Annotated in this window: 17 protein-coding genes and 1 tRNA gene; 6 read left to right on the top strand and 12 right to left on the bottom strand. The window is 49.3% G+C overall.

The window, feature by feature from the left end:
- Positions 1–155: 155 nt before the first annotated feature.
- Positions 156–386 (bottom strand): hypothetical protein, encoded by a 231-nt coding sequence (locus JW883_04705; protein MBN1841570.1) that lies wholly within the window; start codon positions 384–386, stop codon positions 156–158.
- 13 nt (positions 387–399) lie between these two features.
- Positions 400–1,497, bottom strand: coding sequence for a deoxyguanosinetriphosphate triphosphohydrolase (locus JW883_04700; protein ID MBN1841569.1), 1,098 nt, complete (start codon positions 1,495–1,497; stop codon positions 400–402).
- Positions 1,498–1,793: 296 nt separating this feature from the next.
- Between JW883_04700 and JW883_04695 the strand changes: the two genes are divergently transcribed.
- Positions 1,794–2,312 (top strand): nucleoside deaminase, encoded by a 519-nt coding sequence (locus JW883_04695; GenBank protein MBN1841568.1) that lies wholly within the window; start codon positions 1,794–1,796, stop codon positions 2,310–2,312.
- Positions 2,313–2,500: 188 nt separating this feature from the next.
- On the opposite strand, the gene JW883_04690 is transcribed toward JW883_04695, so the two are convergent.
- A complete protein-coding gene (locus JW883_04690) occupies positions 2,501–3,283 on the bottom strand; it encodes a YkgJ family cysteine cluster protein (GenBank protein ID MBN1841567.1) in 783 nt (260 codons plus the stop codon).
- A 67-nt stretch (positions 3,284–3,350) separates the two neighbouring features.
- Between JW883_04690 and JW883_04685 the strand changes: the two genes are divergently transcribed.
- Both JW883_04685 and JW883_04680 read left to right on the top strand, forming a co-directional pair.
- Entirely contained in the window at positions 3,351–4,364 is a 1,014-nt protein-coding gene (locus JW883_04685; GenBank protein ID MBN1841566.1) for a radical SAM protein, read from the top strand.
- 76 nt (positions 4,365–4,440) lie between these two features.
- A complete protein-coding gene (locus JW883_04680; GenBank protein ID MBN1841565.1) occupies positions 4,441–5,019 on the top strand; it encodes a type I restriction enzyme HsdR N-terminal domain-containing protein in 579 nt (192 codons plus the stop codon).
- Here the strand turns inward: JW883_04680 and JW883_04675 are convergent.
- A complete protein-coding gene (locus JW883_04675) occupies positions 5,006–5,692 on the bottom strand; it encodes a zinc ribbon domain-containing protein (GenBank protein ID MBN1841564.1) in 687 nt (228 codons plus the stop codon). The two genes, JW883_04680 and JW883_04675, sit on opposite strands and share 14 nt — an antisense overlap.
- Before the next feature lie 311 nt (positions 5,693–6,003).
- On the opposite strand from JW883_04675, the gene JW883_04670 reads away from it, so the two are divergent.
- Positions 6,004–6,903, top strand: coding sequence for a YkgJ family cysteine cluster protein (locus tag JW883_04670; protein MBN1841563.1), 900 nt, complete (start codon positions 6,004–6,006; stop codon positions 6,901–6,903).
- Positions 6,904–7,000: 97 nt separating this feature from the next.
- On the opposite strand, the gene JW883_04665 is transcribed toward JW883_04670, so the two are convergent.
- Genes JW883_04665 through JW883_04655 form a run of 3 tightly spaced genes read right to left on the bottom strand, consistent with a single transcriptional unit; the run spans position 7,001 to position 9,099 of the window.
- Positions 7,001–8,071: a mannose-1-phosphate guanylyltransferase gene (locus JW883_04665; GenBank protein MBN1841562.1), complete on the bottom strand. Its 1,071-nt coding sequence runs from the start codon at positions 8,069–8,071 to the stop codon at positions 7,001–7,003.
- 54 nt (positions 8,072–8,125) lie between these two features.
- Positions 8,126–8,479 carry a phosphomannose isomerase type II C-terminal cupin domain gene (locus JW883_04660; protein MBN1841561.1) on the bottom strand — a complete coding sequence of 118 codons (354 nt, stop codon included), beginning with the start codon at positions 8,477–8,479 and terminating at the stop codon, positions 8,126–8,128.
- Positions 8,476–9,099, bottom strand: a complete 624-nt coding sequence (locus JW883_04655) for a molybdenum cofactor guanylyltransferase (protein MBN1841560.1) — start codon at positions 9,097–9,099, stop codon at positions 8,476–8,478. Before JW883_04655 ends, JW883_04660 begins: the two co-directional genes overlap by 4 nt.
- Before the next feature lie 293 nt (positions 9,100–9,392).
- On the opposite strand from JW883_04655, the gene JW883_04650 reads away from it, so the two are divergent.
- Together JW883_04650 and JW883_04645 are read left to right on the top strand one after the other, a co-directional pair.
- A complete protein-coding gene (locus tag JW883_04650) occupies positions 9,393–9,770 on the top strand; it encodes a hypothetical protein (protein MBN1841559.1) in 378 nt (125 codons plus the stop codon).
- Between the two features lie 10 nt (positions 9,771–9,780).
- Positions 9,781–9,857, top strand: a tRNA-Met gene (locus tag JW883_04645).
- A 182-nt stretch (positions 9,858–10,039) separates the two neighbouring features.
- Here JW883_04645 and JW883_04640 read toward each other — a convergent pair.
- The 5 genes from JW883_04640 to JW883_04620 all read right to left on the bottom strand — a co-directional run bounded on the left by JW883_04640 (position 10,040) and on the right by JW883_04620 (position 12,789).
- The gene (locus JW883_04640; GenBank protein MBN1841558.1) at positions 10,040–10,558 is read right to left on the bottom strand and encodes a DUF3368 domain-containing protein; all 519 of its coding nucleotides are present in this window, start codon (positions 10,556–10,558) and stop codon (positions 10,040–10,042) included.
- Positions 10,555–10,818 carry a UPF0175 family protein gene (locus tag JW883_04635; protein ID MBN1841557.1) on the bottom strand — a complete coding sequence of 88 codons (264 nt, stop codon included), beginning with the start codon at positions 10,816–10,818 and terminating at the stop codon, positions 10,555–10,557. The genes JW883_04640 and JW883_04635 overlap by 4 nt, the downstream gene beginning before the upstream one ends.
- A 561-nt stretch (positions 10,819–11,379) precedes the next feature.
- On the bottom strand, positions 11,380–11,532 hold the full coding sequence (locus JW883_04630) for a hypothetical protein (GenBank protein ID MBN1841556.1): 153 nt from the start codon (positions 11,530–11,532) through the stop codon (positions 11,380–11,382).
- A 53-nt stretch (positions 11,533–11,585) separates the two neighbouring features.
- Entirely contained in the window at positions 11,586–12,182 is a 597-nt protein-coding gene (locus JW883_04625) for a hypothetical protein (GenBank protein ID MBN1841555.1), read from the bottom strand.
- 49 nt (positions 12,183–12,231) lie between these two features.
- On the bottom strand, positions 12,232–12,789 hold the full coding sequence (locus tag JW883_04620) for a hypothetical protein (GenBank protein MBN1841554.1): 558 nt from the start codon (positions 12,787–12,789) through the stop codon (positions 12,232–12,234).
- Between the last annotated feature and the right edge of the window lie 76 nt (positions 12,790–12,865).

The raw sequence follows: 12,865 nt of genomic DNA, 5'->3' as shown, positions 1-12,865 counted from the left end.
TAAACATCTTATATGAAGTTACGATTCTATTTCCCGTCAGCAATTTACGGAACAGGCTAACTGTTTTCGGCTCTGGGGGCCCGCCATTATGTCCTCCAGAAATATAGGCACGCTTGTGCTGCAAGTATTACACCCCAGAGCCGAAACACAGCCTCCTACACTACCCACTCTGGAATAAACTTCAATATATGTTCTTTGATCTCTTCAAACTCCTGGGCCTCCACCTCAGCCTCCACTTCGTCAGCATCAAACCAACAGATTGACGCCCCTCGGTGATCGTACACATTGAAAATTCGCTTCCCGTCCGCGGTGGGGTGCTCCATCTCTACGACTTCTGCCACAATTTTCTTTGCCTCTTCATACGATATGTATCGTGGTTCTTCCATAAGTGCTTCCTTATTAAACAAGTGGGGATGGGAAAAAGATCTCTTCGTAAAGATTCAAGGCATAGCGGTCGGTTATGCTGGCAACAAAATCACAGACCTTCCGCTCCTGGGTCGTGCCAGGCGGAAAGCCTCCCATCTCCATTTTCTTGATTTCTTTTTCAAAGACCTCCTGGTTTTCCAGCAGATAATAGAAAAGCTCGGACAAGATTTTCTTGGCCTTTACAAACTCTCTGTGTACCTGATCAGAACGGTAGACATTGTCATAGAGAAACTGCCTGAGAGAAGCCATGGCCTCTGAAACCGATTGACTCAGGACAAGGTGCATCTTCCCATCCTCAATCCGGCTTGATGTCACAAGGTCGTTTATCATGATCCTTACACGCTCAGGATGGGAACTGCCCAGCACTTCCACACACAGTCCCGGAATGTCCTCAGTGTGGATAACTCCGCTTCGGATGGCATCATCCAAGTCATGATTGAGATAGGCCATTATATCGGCAAAGCGCACTACCATGCCCTCAACGGTCACAGGTATGTCATTGGGCTCCTCCGGCAGGACCGCTCCGTATCCCTTTGAATGCTTCAGGATCCCGTCACGAACCTCAAAGGTCAAGTTGAGACCTCGCCCGCCTCTTTCCAGCACATCAACGACCCTTACGCTCTGTTCCGGGTGAGAGAAACCCTCTGCGCTGATCTCCTTTAGGACAACCTCGCCGCCGTGTCCGAAGGGCGTGTGTCCTAAGTCGTGGCCAAGGGCTATGGCTTCGGTCAAATCCTCGTTCAGCTTCAAGGCCCTGGAAATGGTACGTGCAATCTCAGAGACCTCCAAGGTGTGTGTCAGCCTTGTGCGGTAGTGGTCTCCCAGCGGTGACAAAAAAACCTGGGTCTTGTGTTTGAGACGCCTGAAGGCATTGCAATAGACAATGCGATCGCGGTCCCGTTGAAATTCCGTACGGATGGGACAGGGTTTTTCATAGGTTGCCCTTCCCCTGGACTCGCTGCTCAAACAGGCACATGAAGAAAGGTACTCCCTCTCACGCGCCTCGATCTCTTCCCGTATGGATGCAACCTTATAGAGTCGTGGCCTCTTCAAGGCCCTCGACACGACCATTGATTGAGACTCCTCTCAAATAATTCGCATGGAACTGCAAGCGGAAAGGAATGATTTCCTTATTGCACATGAACAAGGATTTGTAAAGGTATAATGCGGGCTTTTGTCGCTTTGCTTTATCCGGAGTTATGAGTTATTAGAGCGGTAGCATCCAAGATAATTGGATTTGTTATCGTCAAGTCATGTGTCCATTACTCCGGGTCCGATGCTGCAGCAATAAAGTGTCGGTCAGTATTGACGGTACTAGTCAACGACATTGGACAGCTATTTGGGTCAAAGCGAGGAAGCCGCTCACTATGGACTACGAATTCTTCATGGGAAAAGCTATTGAAGAGGCACGGCAGGCGCTCAGCATTGGGGAATTCCCCGTGGGGTGTGTGATGGTATATGACGATAGGGTCCTTGTCACAGGCACACGGCGTCACAGCGCCCCGGACAAACATAACGAACTGGACCATGCTGAAATGTTGGCCCTGCGCAGATTAATTGACCTGGAACAACAAGTCGACAGATCAAAGGTCGCTCTGTTTTCGACTTTAGAACCTTGCCTTATGTGTTATTCCGCCCTCATCGTAAACGGCATTAGAACTATTGTGTATGCCTATGAAGATGTTCTGGGAGGGGGCGCCAAGCTGGACCTGACGAGACTTAACCCTTTTTACAGGGAGATGAAGGTTGCCATTGTACAAGGTGTTCTGAGGCACGAAAGCCTCAGGCTGTTCAAAGACTTCTTCTCCGATCCTAACAATAATTACCTCAGAGGGACTCTCCTTGCTGAACATGCCACAAACGAAGAGCTATCGGTGTCATGTTAGAGGTTGGAAGAGCGCTTGGCTTTTGACGTTGAGGCATCTCACTTCGTTCCGTTTGAGGTGTGAGGCTCGTCCCGTTACCGGCACTTAAGGTTGGAGGCAAAAACAGAAACACCTTTTCTTGCCTCCAACCTCCAACGTCTTATCTCCCCTCCAACCTCAAGGCCCAAGGGGCCAATCCTCCGGCCTGATCACCTGGGCCTTAGATATGGCGTTTTAATCCTCCATACAAAATATTCTACCCAACCAAAACCGAATTTCATCAATTCCACGTCGTCTGTTCTAATCTTTTTTGTCACTTCGGACTTCACCTTGTACCTCTTCAAAAAGGTGCTGTGAAAAAGGAAGTCGCGAAATCTATCAAGGTTGTACGTGGCCATGAAGGCCATCTTTGCTTTTGGGCCATAGGCACCTTCCGCCCCCCAGGGATCAGACTGAAACAGCCCTTTCACTCCTGCCCATCTGGCTGTCATTTTATGATAAATGCCCGCCCCCTGGTCTTCTGCCCAGCTTTCTACTGTCCACTCTTGTGGTTCATACTGTCCAAGACAAAAATCCGGTGGTTTGAAAAAGTACACATCACTGGCCTTGCCTTTTGGCCCTTGAAACATAATGCCCTGTTCAAGAGGAAAAGTGCGACACGTGTCAGGTCGATCCGGATAAACCATGCACCCGGCTTCCGCCAAAAAAGGGCATGTCTTCTGATCATTTTCGGCCATGCGGAGCAATACGTCCGGAAAGTAATTTGATTCTCGCAACACTACATCTACATATTTATCCAGAAACTGATCAGAAGACATGTTGAGTCGGTTCTTAAGGCGCAACACATCATAAGGATACAAGAACAAATTTAAGTTCCGGCAGCATTGCGTAAAACATGCCAGGCCTTCGTGACAGCGAAATGAGAATGTTTCCCCATCACGAAGCCTTTTTGCAAGCAAGTCATCCTTGTGTATACTTTCTATGTATTTCATTGCTTGTTTTATCCCTTGGTGATAATAACCCACAAGAATCCGGCACACAAGGGCTTTGGGAGTTTCCGTGGAAAAAACCGTCTCCTTTCAGAAAAACGCAAGAAACATATTCTTCCATATACTAACCCGCTGTAACCTCAGGTGCAGGCACTGCTACATTAACCCTGAGCAGCATGGCAGACAAACACTGCCTGTCGAAACCATAGAAAAGTGGCTAAAGGCCTTGCTGCGTGAGGAAAAGGCCTCCAACCTCATTTTGATAGGCGGCGAACCGACCCTGCACCCTGACCTTGACCTTTGTATCAAGGCGGCGAGAAAGATGGGATATGCCTCAATCACCGTGGACACGAACGGGTTCTTTTTTAACCGAATCTTGGACAAGGTGACCCCGGAAGAACTCGACTATTTCAGCGTAGGGCTGGACGGTTCGTGTGAGGAGGTCAACGCCCTCATTCGCGGCAAAGGGAGTTACGACAAGTGTCTTGCCGGCATGAGAGAGGCTCTTACAAAAAATTTCAAGGTTAGCGTTATCTATACGGTAAACCAATTGAACATCCGTGATGTAAAAAACATGCCAAGCCTGCTAAGAACGCTCGGCATTGACAGATTCTTCATACAGGTCGTTGGGATTCGAGGAAAATCAGCACAGGACAAAGAACATAGCCTTCAACTCACACGAGAACAATGGGTCGATGTCGTACCCGCGGTGGCGGCAGATGCTGCTCGTCTCGGCATACACGTCACCTATCCCAAGGTATTTCTGGAAAAGTCAGAATGCTTTGAATGCGCGGCGCTGGTAGCCGAAAACTTTTTCATATTTCCCAACGGCAGGGTATATCAGTGTCCCCTGTGCGAAGATTTCCCGCTCCATTCCTATGTCTTTGAAAAAAACAAGCTCTCTCCAAGGCCTCCCATAAATGAAACAAATCTGTTTCAGCTGTCTATTCCGGAAGGTTGCGTCATGAACAGGCTCATTCAGCCCGGCAACCTGAACTATGACAAACAGGGGAAGCCTAGGTATAAGATTGCCTGCTGTCTGTTGAAGGAAGAGATCAAACCAGTAGCTGCCACAAGTCGTTGAGTGGTTAAGTGGTCAAATGGTTCAGTACTACTCAACCATTCGACTACTCGCCTATTCAACCAACAAGGAGTTCACAATGCTGCAAAAGTCCAAACCTTACGATGTGCTTATTGATTTTGTCACAGGAAAGGAAGTCCCGAATATCGGGGCAGAAGAAATACGACAGCAGGTGGAGCGTTTCCTGGTAGAGACAAAAGGGTACGGTAAAGATCACATTGAGGTGGACGCTGAGCTGAGGTTCACTATTGGCGATGAGGAGGTCCGTTCCAGCGTGGATCTTGTTGTCCGTCTTCAGGAGAAAAGGTTCATGGTCATCAAATGCGTGCCGGGTTCCTTGGGATCAAGGCAAAGAGAAACGCTGGCCGCGGCCAGGTTGCTGGATGTGTATCAGATCCCATTTTCCGTGGTCACGGACGGAAAGGAGGCGGAATTGCTCGACACAGTCACCGGAGAGCTACTAGCGCATGGCCTGGAGGCCATTCCTTCCAAAGATCAAAGCATGCAACGGATGAAGGAGATAGATCTCCAGCCTTTTCCTGAAAAAAGGCTGGAGCGAGAAAAGATCATCTTCCGCTCCTACGATGAGATGAACATCAATGTCCAAAGGAAACTGAAGCGCATAGCGCATAACACTCCCTGCGCTATGCGGTTTTGACTTCAGGCAAATCCTTGCCACAGTGTTTGCACACAATGGCTCGTGCCTTGATGATCTCGGCACAGAAGGGACATTCCTTGGTGTAGTTTCGTTGGTGGATCATCTCAATGCTGGCCTCAACCTTTTCTTTTACTGGTTGATTCTTAAAGACATGGTTCCGGACAGGCTCAATGACATCCAGTTCCCCAATTTCCCCTATCATTTCAGCCGCCTTAAACCCGACCGGTGGCAGGGTGTCATCAGCTAGGAGTACCTTGAGTATGGAATTGGCATCCCGAGCCTCAAACAAGGCGTCAAGATCCTCCAGCCCCTTTTTCTTCGCAACTTTCAGCGCCTCTTCTCTCGCCCTGACCTCTTCATCAATAATACCTCCTGAGGCTCCTTCGCGGCTGTAAACCACCATGGAATTTATTACTCCTGACATGGGATCGCATATACATCGGTAAGAAGCCGCCGTTGCATAGTTGTCCATGATATCCTTCCAGCCTTGAACAAAGGGGGGGCAATTATCATTGAAACACACGTAAAGATAGGGCGTGCCCCAACCCAAGCCGTCTGAAAAGTTCACTGGCGGGCATTCCCATATGACCATCTCCTGGCCGCAATGCGGGCACACGGGTTTCTTTTGACTGACCATCTTGTTGTACACGTCTTCTCGTGTAAGAATTGCCATGTTTGACCTCCTATCAAAAAATCGCTTGCGCGATTTCATAGAACGCGGCTTCGCCACTTGAAAAAACAAATTCTTGTATGTTTAACATAATACTCTGCTTTCAAAAGTCAACTTGTTTCCAAAAAACACCGGGGTTCCTGTATCTATTGAGTATTGCAGGAATTTCAGGAATACTCGCATCTTGCCTCAAGCGAAAAGGTGCAGGGTAAGGATTGACACCACGACTTCACGTGGTAATAGTTGTGGGCAGATGATATAGCCCTGAAAACTCATCTTGTGCCCAGCCTTTTGCAGGCAAGAAAGGATGCTATATGAAAAACCCTGGTGAAACATATCAAGACGGGATTGAGCCACGGAAATACAAACCAGACACCAAATTCAATTTCGCCTGCCACAAGGGTAAGGAATGTTATACCCATTGTTGCAGTGACCTCAATTTGATCCTGACACCGTACGACATCGTGCGGATGAAAAACAGACTTGGACTCACCTGTGATCAGTTCCTGGCCATATACACAAAGCCGGAGATGCTATCGAGAACTCAGCTTCCAGTGGTCACACTGAAAATGCTCGACGACGACAAAAAAAGCTGCCCCTTTCTCACGCCACAGGGGTGCACCATATATGAAGACCGCCCTGTAACGTGCCGCTACTATCCTCTGGGCATGGCTGCGTTCAGGGAACAAGAAATCCAGCCCACCGGGGAAGATTTCTATTTCATGGTCAGGGAATCCCATTGTCTTGGCCATCAAGCGGATAAGGAGTGGACCGTAAGCGAATGGCGCAAAGACCAGGGCGTAGAACTATACGACGAGATCAACAAGGGCTGGATGGAGTTCATGTTGAGAAAAAAATCCTTCGCGTTTCAGATGGAACTCAGCGAACAAAGCCGGAGCATCTTCTTCATGATGAGCTCCAATGTAGACAAGCTCAAACGTCTCATATTTGAGAGCACTTTCCTGGACAAATACGATGTTGAAAAGGATGTCCTGGAAAAGATTAAAACCGATGAGGCCGCCTTGCTCAAGTTTGGTTTTGACTGGCTCCAAAGTGCCATCTTTGGGGCAGACAAGGTCAAGATGAAGGATGATGTGCTCAAAGCCTATAAAGAAAAGGCTGAAAAGGAGGCGAAAAAGGCGATGGAGGCAAGCTCAAAGCTCAAAACCCAAAGCTCAAAGGCAAAAGGTAAGACGAAAAAGACAAAAAGATGAGCGATGGAGAATGCGGACGTGCGGTTTTCAGGTTTGGTCTTTCAGCTTCAATATTCGCGTGATGCCAAGCATTTGAGCTTTTTTATTTGTCATTGCCTTACATTGCCTCCACCAATTTCTTAATATCCTCTGTTCTGTTCTTATGGACAATGAGGAGCCCAGCTCCGGCCCTAACGACCACAAGGTCTTTGACCCCGATGAGCATAACGGTTTCTTCGGGGTCTTCGCAAAAGAGCACGTTATCGGTTGCATCGAGCGTTATAGCTTTCCCTCTAAAGCAGTTTCCTGCTTCATCCTTTGGCAGATAGCTTTTCAGCGCCAACCAGCCTCCAACATCGTCCCACGAAAACCCGGATGCCACACAACACACCTTTTGCGCCTTCTCCATGACGCCAAAATCAATGGAAACACGAGGAATCGAATGGAATGATGCCCTGAGGGCATCATTCCATTCAGGCGTCTTATCAAAGGCGGCAACACGGGACAGGGCCTTGGCATGGTCTGGCAAGTGCGTCTCCATCTCTTTTAGGATCGTATCCGCCGTCCATACAAACATACCGGAATTCCAATAGAACCTGCCGGACTTCAAATACTCGCGGGCGGTTTCCAGTTCAGGTTTTTCCTTAAAGCGCAGGAGTTGGAAGTGTTCGATCCCGTCATCATCAAGAACACGACTGCCCCGTTCCAAATACCCGTACCCGGTAGCCGGGAAGGTCGGCTCAATGCCGAATGTGTAGAGGACATTATCGTTAGCTGCTCTGCGGGCCGCTGAAAGCAGGGTCTTCTGGAATAGAGAAACAGGTTCGATCAGATGATCCGCCGTCAGTGTGACGATGACCGGGTTGCCAAAACGCTTTCGACACAGCACCGCAGCTAGCCCGACAGCAGCAGCCGTATCCCGCCTCATGGGTTCCCCGATAATATTTTCGGCCGGAATCTCGGGAAGCTGGTCCTTTATCATAGAAACAAAGGCCGCGTTCGTTAACACCAGCACACGCTCAGCAGGGACGAGATTCGAAATGCGATCAAAGCTCTTTTGCAGCAACGTGCGGCCACCGAAAAGATTCAGAAACTGTTTCGGTCGTTGGTCCGTGCTCAAGGGCCAGAATCTTGTCCCCGCCCCTCCGGCCATAATGACGACGACTAGATCCAACTCATCTTCTTCCATATGCAATCTCCCTGACTCTGCGGTCACACGGCTCTTCTCGTCTATCACCAGCTTTCATTCCCTTCCGAAATCATCCTCCAGCCGTTCAATATCGTCTTCCCCAAAATAGTCACCAGTCTGGACCTCAATAAAGGCCATATCCTCAGTTCCGGGGTTCCCAACACGGTGAACAGCGCCCCGTGGAATATCAATTGACTGCTCAGCTACGAGATATACTTCTTCATCGTTCCGTCTCACAATGGCTTCCCCCTTCAAGAGGTACCAATGTTCAGCCCGGCGTTGATGTCGCTGCAGGCTCAAACGTTTGCCGGGATAGACAACGATCCGCTTGACCTTGTGGTCTGGCTCGTCCGAAAGAACCTGGTAGTAGCCCCACGGACGATGGTCTTCTTCCAAGACTCCGCTCATGGCTTATCACCTCCTGAAATGCTTTCTGCAAAAATTTTCTCAGCTATCGCCAACTCGTCCGGAGTGTTGATGTTAAAAAATGAAAGCAGGTCTGGATCTGCGGCTCTGATCTGTGCATCAGACACCGCCTTGACTTTAACCTTTGGGAAGAATCTGATGATTTTCGGGTCTTGATTCTCAAGTTGATCATCAATCGGCTTCATGCAGCGCTTCGAATAGATAGCGCAAAGCGGTTGGCGGCCCTCCGCGGTGACCGGTATGATCACATCCCACTTAGGCTCGATCTCTTCAAGCAGGCGCTTGATCAGCGGCCTTGACAAAAAGGGCGTATCACAGGCCGTGACAAAAATATGAGGCGCCGAGGCATGAAACAGACCTGCATGGATGCCGGTGAGGGAACTGCGGACAGGGAAAAGATCGCTCACGATCAACGCGTCCCATGACAGATATTGAAGCGGATCATTGGTAACCAGCAACACCTCTTCAAAAAGGCCGTCAAACGTATTGAAAAGGCGATCCAGGATCCGCTGATGCCCCACGGAAAGAAAGGCCTTGTTCTGGCCTCCCATTCGGCTATTCAAGCCACCAGACAATATGACCCCTGAGCAAGGATATCTCATGTCCCCTCCAAAACCGCACACTGTGCGACTCCCAAGAAAGCGCGGGCTGTATGGTTACCGTAATCACTGGGGAAGAAGGCTTTTTCTGGAAGGCGATATCTGTTTTTGTTGGCACAGGCTCTCGTAGCGGCCAGATATTTGTGATTGTTGGCCGGATCTTTCTGTTCTTGACAAAAACTTTGTCTAATCACAAATAGCTGGCCACGCTGCCTCGGCATAATTAATATCGCCTGGGGAAAAAAGCCTTCTTCCCCAGTGATTGAAAACGCACCGGACTGTGTGGGAAGAACCCGATGTTACAGAATAAAGCTATCAGACCTATGCCCCAGTGGTCAAGTACCATTGCTGTGGAGTTGCCCTTGACTAAGAAAATACAAGGTGTTATTCATTATGTCCGTACGGGATCGAGGCTGTTTAAACGATTTCGAAATTACTCAAGCGCTGAGATTGTCTCCTTGTCATGGGACGGGTTGGGGCTGGCCTTGAACTGGAAGGCTCGCAAGATCCATGGCTATGTTAGCGACTTTGCCATTGCGGATTTTGATAACGACGGCGAGGAAGAAATAGTGGCCGCAGTGGTCATGAGCAGGGGGGCATCTCTCGTAGTCAAGCCAAAAAGCGCTATCATAAGCTACGATCTGACAATCCCAGAGGCGCAGGAGAACCAGTGATACTCTCATTGGCGGTGTAGCTCAGTCGGTTAGAGCATGCGGCTCATATCCGCAGTGTCCGGGGTTCGAGTCCCTGCACCGCCACCATCTTTTCTTATAAAGACAATAAGTTAACTCTTTTAAGGGAGAATCCTTTATCCATACGGATGAGACAAGGGTTGTCCCTTTTTTCGTGCGTGATTTCAACTAGATCCAAATTACAACCAAATTGGAGACAGTGGCGAGGCGGTTGCCGATGGCATTTTTAGGAATGACGTATGAAGTGCGGGTTATATTCCGGCTTCATTTTTGACTTTTCGCAATGCGTAGTCGCAAAGTCGGTCGCTGATCCATAGCTCCGGTCGGGCCTGAATCTCGGCAATAAGGAGTTCGAACTCCTCCTGGCTGAGAAAACCCTTTCTGAAACCTTCAACCAGAATTCCGATTGTTCCTTTGAGGGGCAAACCTTGCAGCCGGGCTATCTTGCGGGCGTGCTCATTGTCAATCAGCACCCAGTTCGCTTTTTTCTCTTTTGCTAAGGCAATAACCTCTACCTCCCCGGCATCAATATTATTCATGGATTGGCGCTCCTCTTCCGAAAGGATGACGTCTTCCACCAATATGCGCCCTTTATCCACGATACGTTTAATGGCAGAGGCGTCGGAGGCTCCTATCCTGATGCCATTTACAACCACTTCATTGTAGACTTCACGGGGAATAAGGATTTGTTTATACAGCTTCAACAAAAGCCCAAGCTGTCCCAGCTTGCCCATGGCTATTAGGGGACCTGCATTGCTAACGATGATCACGCCAGCTCCTCTTCCAGCGTTTTATCATCACAAGTGGCCCGCAGGCCCTGAGACACGGCGTATTGGGTCATCTCTCGTAAGGAAACCCCAGCTATACGAGCTGCCTTCCAAAGGGAAACGCCTGCCTCTCTGAACAGTACAAGGGCCTGCTGCATTTTTATCTGTCGCAGGCCCAGAGCAAGGACTTCACCGAGATTCCCTTTGTAGGCCTCCAATTCTTTTACAAGGCCTTCCGGAACTTCCACCACTAATTGTTCCATGTCCCTTCAACCTCCTAACAATAAATCTAAGTATTTAGGGTAACACAGAAAACTTATGCAAACAACGGTTTTTGTCTCAGCCAAGGCGTACCTGTTCTGCTCCCTGCCCCCAGAGCCTCCTGTTCAAGCTTTTCCAAACCGACTCTATTTTCCAACGGTTGTCGTGTAAATCCCGGGACTACAGGCCATCGGATCAGAAAAAGCGGACTGCGGCGTAGCGAGCGAATCCAATAATGGCAGGCTTCCTTTTGAAACAAATCCATTCACTCGGAGAAAGACGCCCAATGTGAGGGGACGCATGCCGCGGCATACGTTTTTCACATTTTGCGCCAACGTCCCGGTCGGGCCGCCCGGGCCTACCCAGGCACGAGTAGCGCATTGTTAGGCGTTTCCACCTAATGGACTATACTGAAGTCAAGAATCCGTATTTCCACCTTTGTGCTAGGTTTCTGAGATAGGACGGGCAGGTCCGGCGTGGTCAACTTTTGGACGCTCCCGTCTACCTCACTGGCAACCCGCCTCGCAAGCCCCGATGGAATAGTGCCGGAGTAGCGAACAAAATCAACATCTGGTATCTTCCATGACGAGGAGAACGGTTGAGCCGAATGCCTCCTTGGCGATTTCCTGCGCAGTCTGAGCATGCGCCGAACTCGCTACGATGAGAAGGAGCAATGTCGCATACAGTAATGCGAGCGTTCTTGTTGTCTGTGTCATCACATCATCCTTCTTTGTCGCGCCACCTTTTGCTGTGTGTGTTGATGGCATTATTAGGTGCCGATTTGTTTGATCTCATTCTGGTTAATACCAAACACGGTGCACAATTTTTTATGATGGGTTTCATTTGTCTGACTGAATAATAAACGATCAGGTTTGTGGTCATCCAGCCAAAGAAACAGATGGACCCTTCCCTTTTCGTCTCTAATACGGCCATGCGAGAACTGCCTGTAAATCGGGTGAGCCGTTCCATCATTGGCGTAGAAGTTTCCAGTAAATATACCCAATAGATCGTTGAATCCGCACATATCGTCGTGATTTACGAGCGCAAGAACGTTTGGATATTTTTGGTCTTTGTTTACTGCGTCAAACTGTTTCACAGCCTCATGAACATCCGTTGTAAGCCGGTTAAATATTGGATCATTCCTTGCGCCACCGGCCAGCTCACCAGGAGAAGCTTCACGCAATTGTTCATCAAGCCACCGATCTTCGGGGCTTGATTTGACCTCGCAAAAGAATAAAAATTCGCCATTTCGTGATACTCGAAAATCTGGGGTCTTTCCAGTGCGCGTTTCCGCCTTGGAAAAGCGTTCCGCCGTAAGCCCCTTACCTTCGAGGTAAATCTTAACTCTCTCTTCGTCGGGTTCCATCATCGGCTCCGAACGTGGTTGTAAGCCCATGGGCCTGTTAGGCGTCGTTTCAATCTTTGCCCGTCCAAGACGGAAGTTTACCACCAATCTCCCTAGCTACCTGTTCGTTGAACTCATCGCGCTCGCGAATCTTAGAACGTACGAAGATGACCGCTTGATCGGGTGACATGATCTGAACAAGGTCCCGCAACTTATGGCGATTACCAAGAATGCCTCCCGGCTGAGACTTTGATGCACCGTCGCCAGTAACAAGGATAGCCCTGTACTTAGCCGCCTCACAGACAATTTTTATATCGTTTCGTTGATTCTCGCCCACAGCACCTTGAGGGAACAAGGCAGCTTCGACTCGCTTGAATGTTGGATCGCTATCATCGATGGCCGGGGTAGCGGTAAAAATTTGTTGATTGGCCTTTCCCGTCCGGAACTCATTGCCATCTGCTTGTGCTTCTGCATGGGCTGTGGCCGACATATTGATCAGTATGACTCCATTCGCGTACCAACGTTCAAGTTGGTTTACCGCCTCTAGCTTCTGCCGCGCGTTGATAAGATTGGTGTCGATATGAAGTACAGGAATGTAAAGCATTCGACGCTCCATGTGAATTGTCACGGATCCTCCAACGCCCACCGGCGCTACTCACCGCGTGGCCGGAGGCTCACCAGCACTGGAGTTCGTCCGGTGGAGC

This window comes from Deltaproteobacteria bacterium, assembly GCA_016930875.1.
Lineage (GTDB): Bacteria > Desulfobacterota > Desulfobacteria > Desulfobacterales.
The sequence above is the reverse complement of the archived record's forward strand: the minus strand, read 5'-3'. Positions and strand labels throughout refer to the sequence as shown.

Excerpts from the sequence above, each read along its gene's own strand:
- JW883_04635 (MBN1841557.1), bottom strand. The coding sequence starts at position 10,818 with ATGGAACAATTAGTGGTGGAAGTTCCGGAAGGCCTTGTAAAAGAATTG.
- JW883_04665 (MBN1841562.1), bottom strand. The coding sequence starts at position 8,071 with ATGGAAGAAGATGAGTTGGATCTAGTCGTCGTCATTATGGCCGGAGGG.
- JW883_04705 (MBN1841570.1), bottom strand. The coding sequence starts at position 386 with ATGGAAGAACCACGATACATATCGTATGAAGAGGCAAAGAAAATTGTG.
- JW883_04700 (MBN1841569.1), bottom strand. The coding sequence starts at position 1,497 with ATGGTCGTGTCGAGGGCCTTGAAGAGGCCACGACTCTATAAGGTTGCA.
- JW883_04690 (MBN1841567.1), bottom strand. The coding sequence starts at position 3,283 with ATGAAATACATAGAAAGTATACACAAGGATGACTTGCTTGCAAAAAGG.
- JW883_04670 (MBN1841563.1), top strand. The coding sequence starts at position 6,004 with ATGAAAAACCCTGGTGAAACATATCAAGACGGGATTGAGCCACGGAAA.
- JW883_04625 (MBN1841555.1), bottom strand. The coding sequence starts at position 12,182 with ATGGAACCCGACGAAGAGAGAGTTAAGATTTACCTCGAAGGTAAGGGG.
- JW883_04655 (MBN1841560.1), bottom strand. The coding sequence starts at position 9,099 with ATGAGATATCCTTGCTCAGGGGTCATATTGTCTGGTGGCTTGAATAGC.
- JW883_04680 (MBN1841565.1), top strand. The coding sequence starts at position 4,441 with ATGCTGCAAAAGTCCAAACCTTACGATGTGCTTATTGATTTTGTCACA.
- JW883_04675 (MBN1841564.1), bottom strand. The coding sequence starts at position 5,692 with ATGGCAATTCTTACACGAGAAGACGTGTACAACAAGATGGTCAGTCAA.
- JW883_04660 (MBN1841561.1), bottom strand. The coding sequence starts at position 8,479 with ATGAGCGGAGTCTTGGAAGAAGACCATCGTCCGTGGGGCTACTACCAG.
- JW883_04695 (MBN1841568.1), top strand. The coding sequence starts at position 1,794 with ATGGACTACGAATTCTTCATGGGAAAAGCTATTGAAGAGGCACGGCAG.
- JW883_04650 (MBN1841559.1), top strand. The coding sequence starts at position 9,393 with ATGTTACAGAATAAAGCTATCAGACCTATGCCCCAGTGGTCAAGTACC.
- JW883_04630 (MBN1841556.1), bottom strand. The coding sequence starts at position 11,532 with ATGACACAGACAACAAGAACGCTCGCATTACTGTATGCGACATTGCTC.